At 58.3% G+C, this 19,944-nt stretch carries 8 protein-coding genes; 4 read left to right on the top strand and 4 right to left on the bottom strand.

Annotated features, from left to right (window positions below; translation table 11 throughout):
- Positions 1-107 precede the first annotated feature (107 nt).
- The gene (gene metH / locus PMI37_RS10080) at positions 108-3,818 is read left to right on the top strand and encodes a methionine synthase (protein WP_008080469.1); all 3,711 of its coding nucleotides are present in this window, start codon (positions 108-110) and stop codon (positions 3,816-3,818) included.
- A 62-nt stretch (positions 3,819-3,880) separates the two neighbouring features.
- Here the strand turns inward: metH and PMI37_RS10075 are convergent, their stop codons facing one another.
- Positions 3,881-10,543, bottom strand: a complete 6,663-nt coding sequence (locus PMI37_RS10075; protein ID WP_008080468.1) for an NEL-type E3 ubiquitin ligase domain-containing protein — start codon at positions 10,541-10,543, stop codon at positions 3,881-3,883.
- Between the two features lie 152 nt (positions 10,544-10,695).
- Here PMI37_RS10075 and PMI37_RS10070 point away from each other — a divergent pair, with 152 nt between their 5' ends.
- On the top strand, positions 10,696-10,914 hold the full coding sequence (locus PMI37_RS10070) for a DUF2970 domain-containing protein (RefSeq protein ID WP_008080467.1): 219 nt from the start codon (positions 10,696-10,698) through the stop codon (positions 10,912-10,914).
- 6 nt (positions 10,915-10,920) lie between these two features.
- Here the strand turns inward: PMI37_RS10070 and PMI37_RS10065 are convergent, their stop codons facing one another.
- Positions 10,921-11,994, bottom strand: a complete 1,074-nt coding sequence (locus PMI37_RS10065; RefSeq protein WP_008080466.1) for an ABC transporter substrate-binding protein — start codon at positions 11,992-11,994, stop codon at positions 10,921-10,923.
- A gap of 525 nt (positions 11,995-12,519) precedes the next feature.
- Here PMI37_RS10065 and PMI37_RS10060 point away from each other — a divergent pair.
- Positions 12,520-14,178 (top strand): nitrite/sulfite reductase, encoded by a 1,659-nt coding sequence (locus tag PMI37_RS10060; RefSeq protein WP_008080465.1) that lies wholly within the window; start codon positions 12,520-12,522, stop codon positions 14,176-14,178.
- Entirely contained in the window at positions 14,162-14,656 is a 495-nt protein-coding gene (locus PMI37_RS10055; RefSeq protein ID WP_008080464.1) for a DUF934 domain-containing protein, read from the top strand. The genes PMI37_RS10060 and PMI37_RS10055 overlap by 17 nt, the downstream gene beginning before the upstream one ends.
- A gap of 135 nt (positions 14,657-14,791) precedes the next feature.
- Here PMI37_RS10055 and PMI37_RS10050 read toward each other — a convergent pair whose 3' ends face one another.
- Both PMI37_RS10050 and sohB read right to left on the bottom strand, forming a co-directional pair.
- Positions 14,792-18,649: a dermonecrotic toxin domain-containing protein gene (locus tag PMI37_RS10050; protein ID WP_008080463.1), complete on the bottom strand. Its 3,858-nt coding sequence runs from the start codon at positions 18,647-18,649 to the stop codon at positions 14,792-14,794.
- 190 nt (positions 18,650-18,839) lie between these two features.
- Positions 18,840-19,871 (bottom strand): protease SohB, encoded by a 1,032-nt coding sequence (gene sohB / locus PMI37_RS10045; protein WP_008080462.1) that lies wholly within the window; start codon positions 19,869-19,871, stop codon positions 18,840-18,842.
- Positions 19,872-19,944: the final 73 nt, after the last annotated feature.

Raw genomic sequence — 19,944 nt, 5'->3', positions numbered from 1 at the left:
GTCCGTACCAACATGAGCGATATTCATGCAAAAGCGCCACATGCTCCAAAACCGCACAGGTTTGTTATGATCCCGCTCCTTCGTAATGGTCTTTCCGAGTAGTCCAAATGTCCGATCGCAGCGTCCGTCTTCAAGCTCTCAAGCAGGCTCTCAAAGAGCGCATCCTGATACTCGACGGCGGTATGGGCACGATGATCCAGAGCTACAAGCTCGAAGAGCAGGATTATCGCGGCAAACGCTTCGCTGACTGGCCGAGTGACGTCAAGGGCAACAACGACCTGTTGGTCATCACCCGTCCCGACGTGATCGGCGGCATCGAGAAAGCCTATCTGGATGCCGGCGCCGACATCCTCGAAACCAACACCTTCAACGCCACGCGCATTTCCATGGCCGACTACGGCATGGAAGAACTGGCGTACGAGTTAAACGTAGAAGGCGCTCGCCTGGCGCGCAAGGTCGCCGATGCCAAGACCGCTGAGAACCCGGACAAGCCACGCTTCGTTGCCGGCGTACTCGGCCCGACCAGCCGCACCTGCTCGCTGTCGCCAGACGTCAACAACCCGGGCTATCGCAACGTCACCTTTGATGAACTGGTGGAGAACTACACCGAAGCCACCAAAGGTCTGATCGAGGGCGGCGCCGACCTGATCCTGATCGAAACCATTTTCGACACCCTCAACGCCAAAGCGGCGATCTTCGCCGTGCAAGGCGTGTTCGAAGAGCTGCACCTCGAACTGCCGATCATGATTTCCGGAACCATCACCGATGCGTCTGGCCGCACCCTGTCGGGCCAGACCACCGAAGCGTTCTGGAACTCGGTAGCGCACGCCAAGCCGATTTCCGTCGGCCTCAACTGCGCACTCGGCGCCAGTGAATTGCGTCCGTACCTGGAAGAGCTGTCGAACAAGGCCAGCACCCACGTGTCCGCGCACCCGAACGCCGGCCTGCCGAACGAATTCGGCGAGTACGACGAACTGCCGTCGGAAACCGCCAAGGTCATCGAAGAATTCGCCCAGAGCGGCTTCCTCAATATTGTCGGCGGTTGCTGCGGCACCACGCCGGGGCACATCGAAGCCATCGCCAAAGCCGTCGCCGGTTACGCGCCGCGGCAGATTCCGGACATCCCCAAGGCTTGCCGCCTCTCGGGTCTGGAGCCGTTCACCATCGATCGCAGCTCGCTGTTCGTCAACGTCGGCGAGCGCACCAACATCACTGGCTCGGCGAAATTCGCCCGGCTGATCCGTGAAGACAACTACACCGAAGCGCTGGAAGTCGCCCTGCAACAGGTCGAGGCCGGCGCGCAGGTGATCGACATCAACATGGACGAAGGGATGCTCGATTCGAAGAAGGCCATGGTGACCTTCCTCAATCTGATCGCCGGCGAACCGGACATCTCGCGCGTGCCGATCATGATCGACTCGTCGAAATGGGAAGTCATCGAAGCGGGCCTGAAGTGCATTCAGGGCAAGGGCATCGTCAACTCGATCAGCATGAAAGAAGGCGTCGAGCAGTTCATCCACCACGCCAAACTGTGCAAGCGCTACGGCGCCGCCGTTGTGGTGATGGCGTTCGACGAAGCCGGCCAGGCCGACACCGAAGCGCGCAAGAAAGAGATCTGCAAACGCTCTTACGACATTCTGGTCAACGAAGTCGGCTTCCCGCCGGAAGACATCATCTTCGACCCGAACATCTTCGCCGTCGCCACCGGTATCGAAGAACACAACAACTACGCTGTGGACTTCATCAATGCTTGTGCCTACATCCGCGACGAGCTGCCGTACGCGCTGACCTCGGGCGGCGTGTCCAACGTGTCGTTCTCGTTCCGGGGCAACAACCCGGTGCGCGAGGCGATCCACTCGGTGTTCCTGCTCTACGCAATCCGCGCTGGCCTGACCATGGGCATCGTCAACGCCGGTCAGCTGGAGATCTACGACCAGATCCCGCAAGAGTTGCGCGACGCCGTTGAAGACGTGGTGCTCAACCGCACGCCAAACGGCACTGACGCCCTCCTCGCCATCGCCGACAAATACAAGGGCGACGGTAGCGTCAAAGAAGCCGAGACCGAAGAGTGGCGCAGTTGGGAGGTCAACAAGCGTCTGGAGCATGCGCTGGTCAAAGGCATCACCACGCACATCGTTGAAGACACCGAAGAATCGCGCCAGTCGTTCGCCCGCCCGATCGAAGTGATCGAAGGCCCGCTGATGTCCGGCATGAACATCGTCGGCGACCTGTTCGGCGCCGGCAAAATGTTCCTCCCGCAAGTGGTGAAATCCGCCCGTGTGATGAAGCAGGCCGTAGCGCACTTGATTCCGTTCATCGAACTGGAAAAAGGCGACAAGCCGGAAGCCAAGGGCAAGATCCTCATGGCCACCGTCAAGGGTGACGTGCACGACATCGGCAAGAACATTGTTGGCGTGGTGCTCGGTTGCAACGGCTACGACATCGTCGACCTCGGCGTGATGGTGCCGGCCGAGAAGATTCTGCAGGTGGCCAAAGAGCAGAAGTGCGACATCATCGGCCTCTCCGGTCTGATCACCCCTTCGCTGGATGAAATGGTCCACGTCGCGCGTGAGATGCAGCGTCAGGACTTCCACCTGCCGCTGATGATCGGTGGCGCGACCACCTCCAAAGCGCACACCGCGGTGAAGATCGAGCCGAAGTACAGCAACGATGCCGTGGTTTACGTGACCGACGCTTCCCGCGCGGTGGGTGTGGCGACGCAGTTGCTGTCCAAGGAACTGAAGGCCGGTTTCGTCGAAAGAACCCGCGCCGAATACGTTGAAGTGCGCGAACGTACCGCCAACCGCAGTGCCCGCACCGAACGCCTAAGCTACGCCGCTGCGATCGCCAAGAAGCCGCAGTTTGATTGGGCGACTTATCAGCCCGTCAAACCAACCTTCACCGGCAGCAAGGTGCTGGACAACATCGACCTGAAAGTCCTCGCCGAATACATCGACTGGACGCCGTTCTTCATCTCCTGGGATCTGGCCGGCAAATTCCCGCGCATTCTCGAAGACGAAGTGGTCGGTGAAGCCGCGACTTCGCTGTACAAGGATGCGCAGGAAATGCTCGCCAAGCTGATCGACGAGAAGCTGATCAGCGCCCGCGCGGTGTTCGGTTTCTGGCCGGCCAATCAGGTGCATGACGACGACATCGAGCTGTACGGCGATGACGGTCAGCCATTGGCCAAACTGCATCACTTGCGCCAGCAGATCATCAAGACCGACGGCAAACCGAACTTCTCGCTGGCCGACTTCGTTGCACCGAAAGACAGCGAAGTGACCGACTACGTCGGTGGTTTCATTACCACCGCCGGCATCGGCGCCGAAGAAGTCGCCAAGGCTTACCAAGACGCTGGCGACGACTACAACTCGATCATGGTCAAAGCGCTGGCCGACCGTTTGGCCGAGGCTTGCGCCGAATGGCTGCACCAGCAGGTGCGTAAAGAGCACTGGGGTTATGCCAAGGACGAAACCCTCGACAACGAAGCGCTGATCAAAGAGCAATACAGCGGTATCCGCCCTGCCCCGGGTTACCCGGCCTGCCCGGATCACACCGAGAAAGCGGCGCTGTTTGCCTTGCTCGACCCGGAAGCCAAAGAAATGCGTGCCGGTCGCAGCGGTGTGTTCCTCACCGAGCACTATGCAATGTTCCCGGCGGCAGCGGTCAGTGGCTGGTACTTCGCGCATCCACAGGCGCAGTACTTTGCAGTGGGCAAAGTCGATAAGGATCAGATCGCCAGCTACACCTCGCGCAAAGGCCAGGAGCTGAGCGTGACCGAGCGTTGGCTGGCGCCGAATCTGGGCTACGACAACTGATCAACGCAGCTTGAAAAAAACCTCGGTAGACCGTCTGGCTACCGAGGTTTCATGCCCCTCTCTTACACGCTGAACTGTTGCCGTTCAGTGTTCGTCAGCTCAAGCAACAACCCGGTTTCCTGGGTTTTGAACTCTACCTCCAGCGCCCCGACTTCCGTCAGGTACGCCTCGGTTATCTCTGTATAACGATCTTCCAACTCGCCCTGAATTTGCGCCTGTTTCTCTTTTAAAGCAGCGAATCGCCCTGGGTATTTGCGCTTCAATTGGGCGATCCAGTAATCGCGCGTGACCAGATCCTCCATGAAGTCAGCCGACTGCTCGGCTGCAATCACTTCCGCGTAAGCGGTGTCCAGTGTGGCGGCGCTGACGTTGCCACTGTAGAGCATGTCTTTCGGCTGTCCTGGCAGTTCCAGCCTGTCACCCAGACCAATCCGATAAGCCAGCCGGACTTCCGCCGGATCCGGTCTGCCGCCTAGCGCCTGGCGTTGCAACACGTCGCGATTGGCGATTTTTTCAATTCGACCGAGGCGAAACAGCTTTCTGCCCAGTTTGAACAGCACACTGTCCTGCTGATTCAGGGGCGTGGATTTGACGGTTTCGAACTCGAAGACCTTCACCTCAATGTCGCTGAATAACAGGATGCGCCCGTCACCACAGGTCTGCGCCGATTGCGCCATCGCAAACACCGTGCGCCTCAAGCTTTCATCGCTGTCAGCGGCTTTCAACACCCGATGTACACGACGAGTGAGGTCAGTGCGCCCAAGCGCAAAGTCCTTGGTGCCCTCCATGCGGTCGAGCAGATTGAAGAACGCCGCACTGTCAGGCTGCTGCTCGAAATCGCCCCAGATTCGCGTTAGTTCTTGGGCGTCATTTGACGCTGGATCGATCCAGCGGCGGCGGGCCTCGTCACCGGTGACATGGTCGACATCCACCTCTTCATCACTGAGCGGCGAGGTATCACTGCCGAAAATGCTTTCAGTGTCCTCGCTGTCCAGTACCTCGTCGAGCTCCTCCGCAGACCAGCCCATGATTGTCTCACCGGGATTAATCTCGTTGCGCAGCATTATCAGGCTCTGCCCGTTCAGACTGTCATTGCTCGACAAATCCACGCCTTCACGCAATCGGCGGTAGCGCTCAGTCATCAAGGCCGGGGGCACGGCTTCGAGCATGTTGTCTCGCAGATTCAGCGTTGTGAGCGAAGGCAGTTCGAGCACTCCTTCGGGCCACGCTACCAGTCGATTGGTTTGCAGATTGAGTGCCTCAAGCTGGGTGAGTGGCCTGACGTCCAGCGATTCCAGCCAGTTGTGCGACAGGTTCAGCGACTGCAATTGAGGCAACGTCGCAAGTTGCGTTGTCAGTTGCGGCGTCGATCTCAATTGGTTTACCGACGCCGACAGGCGCTTGAGATCATGGATCGCAAAAACAGGCGCGGGCAGGTTCGCCAGAAGATTGCCGTTCAGCTCCAGTGTATGGATGCCTTGGAATGCCCCGAGAAAACCGTCCAGGCCCTGCTCGCTAATAAAAACCTTGTTCAGTTTCAACGTGCCGACATGAGAGAAATCCCCTGCCAGCGTCGGCAAATCGCCTAAGGGATTCTCGGACAGATCAAGGGTGAAAACGGCGCTGCCACGTTCCGCCGCAGGTACTCCCCGCAGATTCTGACGCCAGCACGCCAGTATCTGATCGGCGGCTTTACGCCGCTCCACAGCGCTGACCCAGAGCGGCAGACTCATTTCCCTCAACTGAAACGGCGGCTGAGTGATCCATTGATTCAGGGATTCGGTCAACGCCTGAAACTGCTGGTCCCAATCATCCATCCGGGCGAACAACGCTCCAGCTCCGTGACTCAGTGTCAGATCATCAACCGCCTGCAACGCCTCGGAGTCGCGCAGATCCGGGTCAAGCCTTTGCAGGCGTGCCTTGGCCGTCATTCTCGCCAACTGCTCTGCAGACTCCACTCTCAGCGGCAACAACAGCTCCGGAAACTGGCTGACCAATGGCGGAAAAAACGCGGGGCCGCCCAGGGTGAACCCCTCACGCAAGTCAGTTCTGGAAATGCCCATTGGCGCAAATTCATGACTGTTGGCCAGCAGATCGTGTCGGGCCTTGGTCGTCAGTCGACATCCTCCCAGATCGACCTGGAGCTGGTCGTGCCCGCTGAACACGGCCTCGGGTACATTCACGACTGCGCTGTTGTTCAGCTCCAGCCGGGTCAGCGCAGGCAACTCCAGCACGCCCTCGGGCCAAGCGGCGAGCGCGGTGTGGCCCAGGCGCAAGCGCTTCAGCGCGCGCAAAGTCGTAACGTTCAGCGACTCGACACGGTTGTAGCGCAAATCGAGGGTTTCCAGCCCTGACAATCCGTTCAAACGCCCCTGCAGCGAGGGCGTGATGGTCAGATAATTGTGCTGCAGCCCGAGGTCTTTCAGCTTTGCCAGTTGCTTGAGTGTCGAGGGCAAATCGAACAGCTGATTGCGGCTCAGATCCAGCGTGAGAACCTCGCTGAAGTGCGGCAGAAATTGATTCAAGGCATCAACCGGAGCCACCACTTCTGACAACTTGAGTGTCAGCACATGGGAAAAATCCGTGGCGGTCAACGCGGATAAATCAGGCAAGTCACCGAGTGGCGCCCCCGACAAGTCCAGCAGGAATACATTATCCGCCGCAACAACCGGCAAGGTGTGCGAGCTTGAAGATCCCGGTTGAGGTTCAGCACTGACAGGTACTTCCTCACTTATGCCGACGCGTTGGCGCAACCCCTCTTGCCAGGATTCACGAATCAGTCGGGCCGTGTTGCGCCGAGCGTTCTGATCAACAGCACGGCCGTTGACGATGGGCGAGCGTTCCTGCCATTCGGTCAGTTGCCCGGACAATACCTGCATATCCCGGCGCACCGCATTAATGTGCTCGAGCAGTGCCCGGCCTGACAGGCCTCGCGCCTTCAGTTGCCTGAGCGCGGCGGAGGAAAGATCGCTGCCGCAATCCATCGCTATCTGTAATGAATCCCGACTGTAGCGTTCGAGTATCTGCTCGCTGTCCAACACATGCGCAGGATTGTCTCGGACGTATTCATAAGCTTTGACGAATTGTTCAGCGTCGAGCCGCGCCCAGTTGAGATCCAGCCCTCGCCACAGTTTTTCGTGACCTGCAAACAACTCGGCAGGCAACGCCTTTATGTTGGCTTGTCGAAGGTTTACTTGCTCAAGCCCGGGCAATTCCAGAATGCCTTTGGGCCAATGTTCGAGGGTACCCGCCACATTCAATGCCCGCAGCCGGGGCAATTGGATGACATCCAGTTCGCTGGATATTCCGCGCAGCGTCAGGCTCTCCAATTGCGGCATGACATTGACCAGCGACTGCGCCGCCTCACTGAACTCGTTGCCGAGATTGCCACCCAGCAGCAATTCACGAATGCCGGGGAGCGTCTTGAGTTTCTCGGCCAGCCGTGCTGACTGGAGGGGACTCCAGACGTAAAGCTCAAGTGAACGGACGTTAGGAAACTGCCGCATCAACGATTCGCTGCTCTGACTGAGCAAACTGTCGACACTTAACTGCAGACTGCTGACGTGAGGGAAATGCGCTGTCAGCTCCGGCAACAAACCGGCGTTACCCCATTCCAGATGAATCCCGGCCGGGACGTCGACCAGCCCCCGCAGCCGCCAGGCGTCCTTGACCATTTGCGCCGTTTGTTGACGGGCCAACGACACGTCATCCTGGGCGCTCCACTGATCAAGTTCAATGGCAAGCGTCTCGTACTCCATGGCGCGCAGGTTGAGCAAATGCGCAATTTGCGTCTCGGTACTTCCACCCAGCATCAGGTGATTGATCATCATCTGCGCCGAGTCATCCGAAAAGTCCGGATAGAGGTCGCGAACCCTTGAGATCAACGAGGGGTTGACCATCGCGTCCGCACCACGGCCGCTCAAGAGGTAGCCAGTACGATTGTCCGCCAGACGTGACGGCGACTTGAACCGTCGGCTGGAAACATTCGGGAATAAGGTTTCGAGCATCTCCGCTCGATGCGCCAGAGCATATTGGCTCAGCGTTTTCTGCAACTCTGCGCTCTGCCAGACGTCTGGCAGGCCGAGCTTGATGCGCGCATTGTCCGGTAAGGCGTGCATCAACGATTGATAAAAGTTGTCGCCGTGGCGGGGCACACTGTTTAACGCATTGCCTTGGCTGTCGAAGGCCTGGAACTGCCCGGGTTGATGATGTTGACCGCCGTCAGTGACCACGTATTTGACATCTTCGGCCGACTCGCTGCCGATACTCGCAAGCACCTTGCCGGTGCAGTCGTGTTGGCGCACTTCGAGACGCAATGATCGCGGCCAGCCTGGTTGTTTCTCCAACGCCTGCAACGCCAGACGCTGACTGTCGAAGGACGCCAGGCCTGGCAGTTGCATGCCGGCCAGCGCCCGGTTCATTCGCCCGACTCTGGCGCGAGTGCGCGCCTTCAGCAGGAGACTCACCGGCAGCCGCCCGCTACGTCGGTTAAACCGGCGCTCCCGAGCGGTGGCAGCATTCAACACCTCTTGTGCAGCGTCATTCGACAGGCTCGGGAAGGTGCTTTGCAGCTGTTTGATTTCAGGCGTTAGCGCCGTTTCGGCGGGAACACCCTCGTGAAACAGGCGCAAGGCATCGGACAAGACCGAGGGCATGGATTGGTGATCGACGTGCATTTTGCGCAGCACGCTGTCGTTGACCCCACTGATCCGCGCGATGTTCTCCAATGTTGCCGTATCCAGCCCATCGGTTGCGTGGCCCATGCGTCTGAGCAGCGTCGTACGATCCCATTGCAGCGGGCGTTCGAAATCGTGACGCCAGGCGCCCTGGCCATTGGAGCGCAGCGCTGGCTGATAGGCATTCGGGTTGCTCGGATGTTTGAGGCGCCAGCGGCCGAGGGTCGCGTCAAAGGTTTGCTCATACACCTCACCGTCCACGCGAATGAACGTTCTACCGTCTACCTCATATTGCCCAAGACGATTGGGTTCAAGCGTGGACGGCAGTACAACCGAGCTTTTGTACGGCGCCAGGCCCGGCCGCCAGAGTTGCTCGTCACCAAACGGCAGTTTGACCTTGACCATGCCGTCGACTAACGGTGCCGAGAGGATTTTCGGCGCTTTACTGACAGCCGCGCCGATAACAGCCATAAACGCCAGGTTCGTTGCGACAGCGCTGAGATAACGCCATGCCTGATCACGGTCGCCAACGCTCCAGGCTTCCACGCCGTGATACACGTCCAGCGTCAACTGCACGGCCATCACGGCCATCATCACTTCGCCCAGCCCCGGGATAAAAAACGCTGCGACGTTCAATATGTTCAAGCCCCATTCGGCATAGCGCGCCAACCGCGCATACCAGGCGTCATGGTCGACCGTGGCGGTCGGCACCGCCAACTGTGCGGAGGACTCTTTAAGACGCGCCTCGTGGCGGCTGTACAACTCGCCGAACAAGTTTTCGTCAAAAAAACTTTCCGCCAGATCCAGCACCGGGTCGTCTCGATAAACCCGTTGATAAATTCCGTCGAGATGCCCGAACAGCGTTTGTTCCCGGTGCGGTGCGTCTGGATTCCATTTCAGCGTCTGCAACGCTGACTGAACGCTGCCAAGAAACCTGCCAGCGTCGCCATGCGGGATAAGACGTAAAAACGCGCGCTGATAGGCGTCGTCCCGCAGGCGCGACGCTAAATCCTTTTCGAATGCCTTGAGCGACGCGTATTCCTTGATCGGAGCCACCGGGTCACCCGGTATGCAGACGATGATCCGTGAGTCCGTGTACGCGAGCACGTTGAACAGGTTGGTGCCGGGATTGCTCAAGCTCAGGTCAATTTTTTTCTGTTTGCGTCGATTCGCCCCCAGCACAAACATCTCGCTCGCAGGCAAGCCCAGTACATGCAGCTGGCTGAACACAACGGGTTCGCCATCCAGCGTCGTCGCCGGCTCTTCGTTAAGTACGCCGAGCACCGCCAGATAGGCGGTCGGGCTCAGCAGCGACTTCAGGCGAGCAATGTGCGCATGGGCCCTCAGGCTGTCTTTCCACGCTTCAATGGTCTGTGCCTTGACCGTTGCAGCGGTGTCGGCCGCATCAAATATTGCCGCCAAGTGCTGCTGATAGTGCTTGCCGATATCCAGCTCACGGCATAACAGCGCAAAGTCGCTGGGCTTGATCGCCAGCTTCTTGATTCTGTAGCACTGGGAGTGGCCGAATTTGGGGTAATACCAGCCATAAAGTCCTTCGTTTTCATCAACGATGGGCGCCCTCTCCCCCTGTTCCGCGATGATGTCTGTTTCAGCGAAGGGCTGCTCGTCGGCAAAATTTCGTAACGCCAATTGCAGCAGGTTTTCATCGGTGATGAGCCTGTTGCGGTAAAGCTCGGTGTAAAGCCAGGTGTTGGCCGTATCGACCTTGATGCCAAACTTTTCAAGCAGCGCGTCTTCAAGCAAGGGTTGCGCAAATTCGACGACACCCTTGAGCCCCTTGAGGGTTTTCGCCAGATTCTGACTGGACTCGCGGCTGCGTTGCTGACTGTCGCGCACGATTTGCCGTTGCCCCTCGCTCAGCACTTCGAACCACTCGGGCAGCGCCCCTTCGGGCAGACCTCCGGGGGTTCTGGCCCGATCTAGTTGCCGGATGTTTTCGGGGCTGAAATGACGCAGCCGCTTGTGCAGTTTCTGTTTGACGAAATGCTTGTACAGGCCCTCCTCCCGGCCCGGTATGAGTGCTCGCATGTGAAATCCTGACGGCTTGTGAATGAGGCGTCAGTCAATCACCGGCGGCGTTGGCGATGGCGGTACATATATATATGCCGTCACTTTTGTCAGCGACCCGCAGGCATTTAATTGTCTATGCTTGGATTTCACACTGTGATGACGAGGGATTTATGGACGATCCAGTCGACAATAAACCGCCGACCTTCTGGCAGATGCTGCACAGCGTCATGGCAGCGGCGTTCGGGGTGCAAAGTGGCAAGAACCGGGCAAGGGATTTCACCCACGGCAAGCCCAGCCATTTCGTGGTGCTGGGTATTTTGTTCACGGCAGTGTTCGCCCTGACGCTGTTTGCCATCGTCAAACTGGTGCTGCATTTCGCCGGTGTCTGATGGCGTTCAGCGCATCAGGGTTTGCAGATTGAACGGGTAGCGATAGGACGCCGGCCGATCCTTTGCCGAGAGTTTGCGAAAATTCACCCCGTAGTTCGGCGATTCACCCATGGCAAGCAGTTTTCGCGCGTGGGCGCTGTCGATCAGTTGCAGCAAGGGGATCTGTCGATCACGGCCGCCGTAGCGATTCAGATCCACGCCTTGCTCGACGTCGTGCAACTCGACCAATGCCCAGCCACCGAGCGTGAAATGCCCGCCGACCAATGCGCTGAGGCGGCCGTCAACCAATGCCTGCAACGCCGCCGGTGACGTATTGACCGCACTGAACAAGGCGTCTTTGCCGGGCACCTTGCCGGTCTCGGCAAACGCGCGCATCGCCCCGAAGGCCATTTCATCATTGGCCGACCACACCAGCGAAACATTCGGATATCGGCCAAACAGTTGCTTGGCCTGTTCATAGGCGCGCTCCTGCGTCCAGCCGCTGTAGACCAGTTGCCGCAAACGCACCTGTGGATGCTCGGCCAGGGCCCGCTGCATGCCGTGTTCACGCAGTTGCGCCGACGGGGTGATCTTCAGGCCGGAGAAGGCCAGTACTTCAATCGACTCATTGCCAGCCACGGGCCGATGCAAACGAATCAGCTCCTTCATCATCAGGTAGCCGCCCTGCTCGTCATTGGGTACCAGGCTGCCGATCCGGTCACTGCGTTTGCCGATCAATGCCTCTTGATCGACCGTCAACGCGGCGTTGACCATGAACAGTTTGACCCCACTGTCCTGCGCCAGACGCAGGATCTGCGGCGCGACATATTGTTCGTTGACGAAAATCAGGTAGTCGGGCCGCGTCGCCCCCTGCAGTGCCACACGAGCCTGGGCCAGGGTCCGTTCAGGTTGACGTTGCGAATAGACAATCTGCAGGTCAATGCCAAGGTCACGCGCAGCCGCCTGCATGAATTGCGAATAGCTGACCCAGAACGCTTCCTCGGTCGAGCCTGGACTGAGAAACAGCACCGACTCCGCTCGCGCAGCGGTAGCAAAAGCCGCGCTGAACAGCAGCAGACTGAGGTGCAAACGCTTGAACATGAGTCATCCGGGCCCAGGGAAAAATGGCCGCGCATTATAGCCATCGAACCACCGGCTATTGATGCCTGATCCCGTTTTTTGTCCGACAATCTGTCGGAAGCGGGCCCGGATGGGTCGTTTACTGATGACTGACCCAGAATACCGCCGTCCCTACGACCAAAATGATCAGGAACAGAATGGCCCACGCATCGACACTGCTATCGCTTTTTCTTGCCTTGGTCGGATTGCTCATTGCATCGCCTCTTGTCGGTTTTATCGGTGATTGCAGAAAGACTCGACCACAGTTAAGACGATGATTGTCCGCACGACAAATGTGGATTAGTTGACAGCCATTCTCGTTAGGCCATTTGGTTCTTTACATATACTCAAACATCACTTTTGCGCATAACTGCAAACGGGTATATTGCCCCGGCTCCGTTAGGGAGTGCGCGGCCGTGCGCGCAGAATTGCAGAGGCACAATTCGGACTCCAGCAAGCGAAAACGCAGCGTTTTCCGAGTGGCCCAAGCCTGAGAACAGGACTTATATGTACGTATATGACGAGTACGATCAGCGGATCATCGAGGACCGCGTCAAGCAGTTCCGTGATCAGACCCGACGCTATCTGGCAGGTGAGCTGAGCGAAGAAGAATTCCGCCCCCTGCGCCTGCAAAATGGCCTCTACATCCAGCGTTTTGCGCCGATGTTGCGTGTGGCGGTGCCTTACGGCCAACTGACTTCGCGTCAGATGCGCATGATGGCCAAGATTGCCCGCGACTACGACAAGGGCTACGCCCACATCAGTACGCGGCAGAACGTGCAGTTCAACTGGCCGGCGGTGGAAGACATCCCGGACATCCTCGCTGAACTGGCCACCGTGCAGATGCACGCGATCCAGACCAGCGGCAACTGCCTGCGCAACGTCACCACCGACCAGTTCGCCGGTGTCGCCGCCGACGAAGTGATCGACCCGCGCCCATGGTGCGAGATCGTCCGCCAGTGGACGACGTTCCACCCGGAATTCGCCTACCTGCCGCGTAAATTCAAAATCGCCGTCAACGGTTCGACCGCTGACCGCGCCGCCATCGAAGTCCACGACATTGGCCTTGAGCCGGTGCACAACGCCGCTGGCGAACTGGGCTTCCGTGTACTGGTCGGCGGTGGCCTCGGGCGTACGCCGGTAGTGGGTGCATTCATCAATGAATTCCTGCCGTGGCAGGATCTGTTGAGCTACCTCGACGCCATTTTGCGGGTGTACAACCGCTACGGCCGTCGCGACAACAAATACAAGGCGCGGATCAAGATCCTCGTCAAGGCACTCACGCCTGAAGTGTTCGCACAGAAAGTCGATGCGGAAATGGAACACCTTCGCGGTGGCCAGACCACACTGACCGAAGCCGAACTGCAGCGTGTGGCCAAGCACTTCGTCGACCCGGACTACAAGGCGCTGGACAACCAGAGCGCGCAACTGGCCGATCTCGACAAAGAGCATCCGGGTTTCGCCCGCTGGCGCACTCGCAATACCCTGGCGCACAAGAAGCCGGGTTATGTGGCTGTGACCCTGTCGCTGAAACCGACCGGCGTCGCCCCGGGCGACATCACCGACAAGCAGCTGGACGCCGTCGCCGATCTGGCCGACCGCTATAGCTTCGGTCAACTGCGCACCTCGCACGAACAGAACATCATTCTCGCCGACGTCGAGCAAAGCCAGTTGTTCACCCTGTGGGGCGAACTGCGTGAAGGCGGTTTCGCCACGCCGAACATCGGCCTGCTGACCGACATCATCTGCTGCCCTGGCGGTGATTTCTGCTCGCTGGCCAACGCCAAGTCGATCCCGATCGCCGAATCGATCCAGCGCCGTTTTGACGACCTGGATTACCTGTTCGACATTGGTGAACTGGACCTGAACATCTCCGGTTGCATGAACGCCTGTGGTCACCACCACGTCGGCCACATCGGCATTCTCGGGGTGGACAAGAAAGGCGAAGAGTTCTATCAGGTCTCCCTCGGCGGCAGCGCCAGCCGTGACGCAAGCCTGGGCAAGATCCTCGGCCCGTCCTTCGCTCAGGAAGTCATGCCTGACGTGATTTCGAAGCTGATCGACGTGTACGTTGAACAACGTACCGAAGACGAGCGCTTCATTGACACCTATCAGCGTATTGGCATCGACCTCTTCAAGGAACGCGTCTATGCAGCGAATCATTAAGAACAACGAGGTCGTCGACGAAACCTGGCACTTGCTGCCCAAGGATTTCAACATCGACGAGATCAGCAACTGCGACGATCTGATCGTGCCGTTGCAACTGTGGCGTGAACACAGCCGCATGCTCAAGGCTCGCGACGGTGGCCTGGGTGTCTGGCTGGACGCCGACGAAGAAGCTGAAGAAATCGGTGAAGACGTGGCTGAGTTCCAGGTGATTGCCCTGAACTTCCCCGCATTCACCGACGGCCGCAATTACTCCAACGCCCGTTTGCTGCGCGACCGTTATGGGTTCAAAGGCGAACTGCGGGCGATTGGCGACGTGCTGCGCGACCAGCTGTTCTATATGCACCGCTGCGGTTTCGACGCCTTTGCCGTGCGCCCTGATAAAGACCCGTACGAAGCGCTTGAAGGTCTCAAGGACTTCTCGGTGACCTATCAGGCTGCCACTGACGAGCCGCTGCCGCTGTTCCGTCGTCGCTAACCGCGTTAGCCGCAACACCCGAATCTGAAACCGGAGCTGATCCGGTTTCAGATTTTTTTTGCGTTGAAAATTGACGCTGTTGCAGTCGCCGCCATTCGCGCAAAAGCACTTCGGGCGTCATTGCAGTAGGCGTATTCATGATCGCTCCCCTCCATCAAGCCTTGGTTTTTTCACCGGTGACTCAATGTAAGTGGCTATTGTTTCTTCAAGCCGAGTAAAACTGGCAAACGGATCCTGACCGTCCAGCGCTGGCCATTGCACATCCTGAAACAGGTACCGGCGCAGTGCGGGGGAAGCATCCATGGCCTCAAACATCCGCCAGACACGACTTTGCAACGGTACATAATCAACGATGTAATCCGCTGTACGGGTCAGCACTCCAAGTGTGCCAAAGAGTCGGTCTCCCCCCGGCATGACCGCTATCCGCTCCCAGCGTGCGCTGAACAGCTCCGCACGCTCAGCCGATAATCCAGCCGTCCAGGCCCCCGGAAGAAACACAGTGTGTGTCGGCATCCCCATCCACACATTGATGCCGCTTTGCTGACGATGCTCCACCACCCAGCGCAAACTGTCGGGATCACTCAGCGGATTGCCGGACAGCAGCACGTTCCCCTCTGCCACCGACTGTCGCCGCACGGCTTCGGGTATGCGGGTCAGTCGGTTATCGCGCAGATCCAGACGCCGTAGGTAGGGATAGTCAAAAATGCCGACAGGGCTCACGGTGAGGCCGGCGCCGCGCAGCTTGAGCTGGCGCAGTTCAGGCATACCCATCAGCAGTGGCGCAACGCCCAACGGGTTACTACTGAGGTCGATGATACGCAGTCGCTTCAACCCGGCGATTTTTCCGGCGGTTTCATCCGTTAAAACCAACCCGGTTGAACTCAGATCAAGCGTCTCCAATTGGCTCATCTGGCTGATGGCGGGGGGCAATTTGCCAACCTCCTGGGCCAGTTCATTGAAAAGACGTAAATCGACGCCCCTCATGCCCAACCAGCGCAGGTTCGGGAAGCATTCGAGAAAGCCATTGATACTGCCGCGCTGGGTCACTTGAAAATCAGGCATCGATAGCGAAATGACGTCGCGAAACTTGACGTTGAGTTGCGGCAAGCTGTGCATGGGATCGAAATCCATGTCCAGGTGAAAACCGATAAACCGGCCATCCTCATACACTCGGCTCTCAGGCCCACTGCGTTTTTGCCAAATGGCAATCAACTCTTCGGCCAGCTCGTAACGAATTTCGCGCTCCCTGTCCATCCGGACTTCGAGGCGGGCATCGTTTTCTTCTTCGATTTCGACAGCACTCATGCCCCGTGCGAGGCCTTCGCTGTCCGGCAGTAATTCGACATCCATGTCATGGATGTCCGTGTGGATGTCTTCGATCCACTCGGTGATGTCGTTGCGCAACTGTGCCGTTTGCAGTCTTAGCCTATCCAGTTCAACCTGCGCCCCCGAGCCGAGCGCACGCAAAAAATCGTCGGCTTGAGCATCGGAAACAGCCGGGTAAATTTCTTTGACCTGGAGCCTCATCACCTGTCTGGAAAAGTCTGCGTCGTGGGCCGTAGCGGGAAAACCGCCGCCGCGTAACCCGGCGAAATGAAAGTGAGCCCCCGTATCCATCCGACGCAGTCCGAGCATCAGCTCGGGTTGTGTTAAAGCGTGCAATCGGATTTTCGCCCGAAGGTCAGCCAGTTCATGATCGAGGCGCAACCCCAGCGCCGAGCGCTGTTCAATTGTCAGAACATTGAGCAGGCGCTGCTCAAACGCCATCCCGGACGTTTTGGCCAGTTGCGTTTTAACGCCTGCGGAGGGTATGCCAATACTGTCGATCACCCTCGAACCTGCGCCGCCCTCAAGTACTTCGATTCGTGTTGATGACGACCAGCCGGGCAAACGCTCGAGGGTATGCAGAACCAGAACATCGCTGTCTGCACTAATCGACGACTTCAGATAGAGCCCTTCAAAGGCTCGACAGACCCGAAAGTGTTGTTCGTACTGTTGCGCCTTATCAGCCAACCGGCTGAAAACACGCTTGCTGTCGGCGAGGGTATGCGGCGCAGCGATGTCCACGCCTGAGCGGTCAAGCATTTGCTCCACCGCGCTCGTGGGGAGTTGCGGATATTGCTGGCGAAACAGCCTGACCCAGGAATTATCAGATTGTTGCAGGGCTTCATGACGCTGATGGAAGGTTTCGGCTCGGGTGCGTTGCAGTTGTTGAGCCTGCGCCGAGTATTCAGGGAGCGCATCGATGGCCTCTTGCAGATCCTGATCAATGGCGAAACGGCTGATGGTGTCCTGCAAAATTGGCGTGAGCACTCGGCCGTCAGTCTGCATCAGGCGCAGAGCGTCATCGCTCACGCCACTGACATGGCGAATCTGCAGCAAGACATGATTGCTGAACCGCTCGATGCTTGGCCCGATACCCTGCATCAAGGCAATTTGCTCTTCGACCGACAGTGCTACGCCGGGCTCGGCCACCCCGGCAGAATGCTCCGCAGCCTGGCGCGCGGCAACTGACTCCTCTTGCAGGCTTTTTACGATGGCGGGTTCTGCGTGAGCGATCAATTGCCCTGCCAGCACCGGTAGCGCGTTCAATACACCGAACACGGTTCGAGTAATGCCCTGCGAACGTTCGGTTGTGTTTGTCGCGTTGACCGTCTCGGCGAGCCCGTAACCGGCATCAATCAGACCGGCCAATGCCAGCAAGCCTTCCCCTCCGGGAATCAATAGCGCCAACGGCCCGTATCGGTTGAGCCACTGCACCAGCGGCTCGACCACTGCGTTCAATTGCTGACGATTGACCTCGGCGTCATCATGGATCGTGGCAATGCTGGCGAGCGCCGCTTGTTTCATCGCCCTCACCATCTGCGCAAATGGATCCGTGCCCTCAGCGACCTTGTCCAGATTGGCGTAGTCGGCCGGCTTCCAGTAACCATCGTTGTTGAAGAAACCGGCGGAGGGGGTCAGGTGATGTTGCCGCGGGTATATCGCCATGCCTTGCAGGGCCGTAAGCACACCGGCGTGCAGAACGCCGTCAACGCGATCATCCTCCATGAAGTGCGCGGCCAGGGCGCTGCTCATGTCGAAATTGCGCCCCACCTCGGTCAGCCAGTGGCGCATCGCTTGAACATCGGCGAACTCCTGAAAGGGCGACGAGTTGCCGGGGACATAGAGCAACCTTCGACCGTGGCCCTGTTGAGAGAAACACCAGATGTCGGTCGCGACATAACGATAGATGCGCAAGCGGCTGAACTGGATGTCCTTTGGCTCGATAAAGCGCCCTTGCAAATGCTCAAGGGTGAGTGATTCCCAGGATTGTTGCGGATCCAGCCCTGCTCCGCGCAATGCCAGTTTCAGCCCATCGTCAGACAGCGTTTGTTCTTGATGTTGCAGGTAAGCAGCCAAGACATAGGCGAACTTTACTGTGGTTTTCAGAGGAAAATCGTTGCCTGTCTCAATGTCGGCGTCGGCCGGCCAGGCCTGTTTGACGTAGGCGCTGTATTGATTTTTGAGTTCCAGTGTCCATACCCAGCGTTTGAAGGCGTGTGGCTGCAATGCGAGCTGCGTTTGCGGTTCGTAACGCTGGGGAATGGTTTGTCGGTAGATGCCTTCATAGTCCGCGTGCCCGCCCTCGGGAAACGCCGATTCATCGATGTCGGCGATATTGATACGCGGCCCCACTGGAGGCGGGGTGTACAGACCAAATACTGTTTCACCGAAACGCCCGGCGCCGACCGTCTGCTGATTGCTCATGGCCGCGTGAAGCAGACTTTCAGTCCTCTTGAGGCGTCCCTGATGAATCCCTTCAAGCGCGGGATAACCACGAAAATCGTATTGCAGATACGCCAGTTGCGACGTCATCGGCGCGATATCGGCACCCCAGCGGCTTTCAATCAGGTTGCTGGTGAACCGGGTGGCGCTGTGCGGCAACGCGGTTTCCAGTTCGAGGGCCCACTGTTGATGCCTGTTTCGGCGGGTTTCTGCGTTCTCCATCATTCTCTGCAATCCTTTGCATCGCTACAGGAGTCGTTAACCTAGAGGATGCGCGGCGAGAAAAATGCAGGACGTTTCCGCGATGGGCGAGGAAAATTCGCTTAGAGGGGGGGGTTAAGATCAAAAGATCGCAGCCTTCGGCAGCTCCTACATGGGGATATCTGTAGGGCTGGCGATCTTTTGATTTCGAGCGTTACCAGAAGCGTTGTTGGGTCAAGCGGCTCCACCAGGTCAACAGCACGCGATCCACCGAACCGCTGGCCGCCATGCCGATTCGCTCTTGCAGGCTTTTGCGCTCGGCGTAATGCAGGTGGTAAACCTCGGACTTCTTCGCGCGCTCCGCCAGGTACTCGTCACTGGTTTTCAGTTCGTCGACCAGTTGTTTGTCGAGCGCTGCGACACCGAGCCAGACTTCACCGGTGGCCACTTCGTCGATCGCCAGTTGCGGGCGATAGCGCGATACGAAGTTCTTGAACAGTTGATGGGTGATATCGAGGTCTTCCTGGAATTTCTCCCGGCCCTTTTCGGTGTTTTCGCCAAACACGGTCAGGGTGCGCTTGTATTCGCCGGCGGTCAGCACTTCGAAATCGATGTCGTGCTTTTTCAGCAGGCGGTTGACGTTGGGCAGCTGCGCGACCACGCCGATCGAGCCGAGAATCGCGAACGGGGCGCTGATGATCTTCTCACCGATGCACGCCATCATGTAGCCGCCGCTGGCAGCAACTTTGTCGATGCACACGGTCAATGGCACACCAGCTTCACGGATCCGCGCCAGTTGCGAGGACGCCAGGCCATAGCTGTGAACCATGCCGCCGCCACTTTCCAGACGCAGGACAACTTCGTCTTTCGGCGTGGCGAGGGTCAGCAGTGCAGTGATTTCATGGCGCAGGCTTTCGGTGGCCGAGGCCTTGATGTCGCCGTCGAAATCCAGCACGAATACCCGCGCTTTGGCGTCAGGTTTGTTCTTCTGCTTCTTCTCGGTTTTCTCGGTCTTGGCCTGTCCCTTGCGCAAAGCCTTGAGCTGGTCTTTGTCGAGCAGCGTCTGCTCCAGACGCTCGCGCAGGCCTTTGTAAAAATCATTGAGCTTGCTGACCTGCAACTGACCGGCCGATTTGCGCCGGCCCTTGCTGCGCAACGCGGCAAAACTGGCGAGCACCACCAGAATGGCGATCACCAGGGTCACGGTCTTTGCCAGGAAGCTGGCGTATTCAGTCAAAAACTCCACAGAGACTCCTTAAAACAATGCGCGGATGTGCAACACACGCGGGATGACGTCAGCATACCCATGCGCCGGCTCG

Source organism: Pseudomonas sp. GM80, from assembly GCF_000282515.1.
Lineage (GTDB): Bacteria > Pseudomonadota > Gammaproteobacteria > Pseudomonadales > Pseudomonadaceae > Aquipseudomonas.
This window is presented reverse-complemented; position numbering and strand designations above follow the sequence as displayed.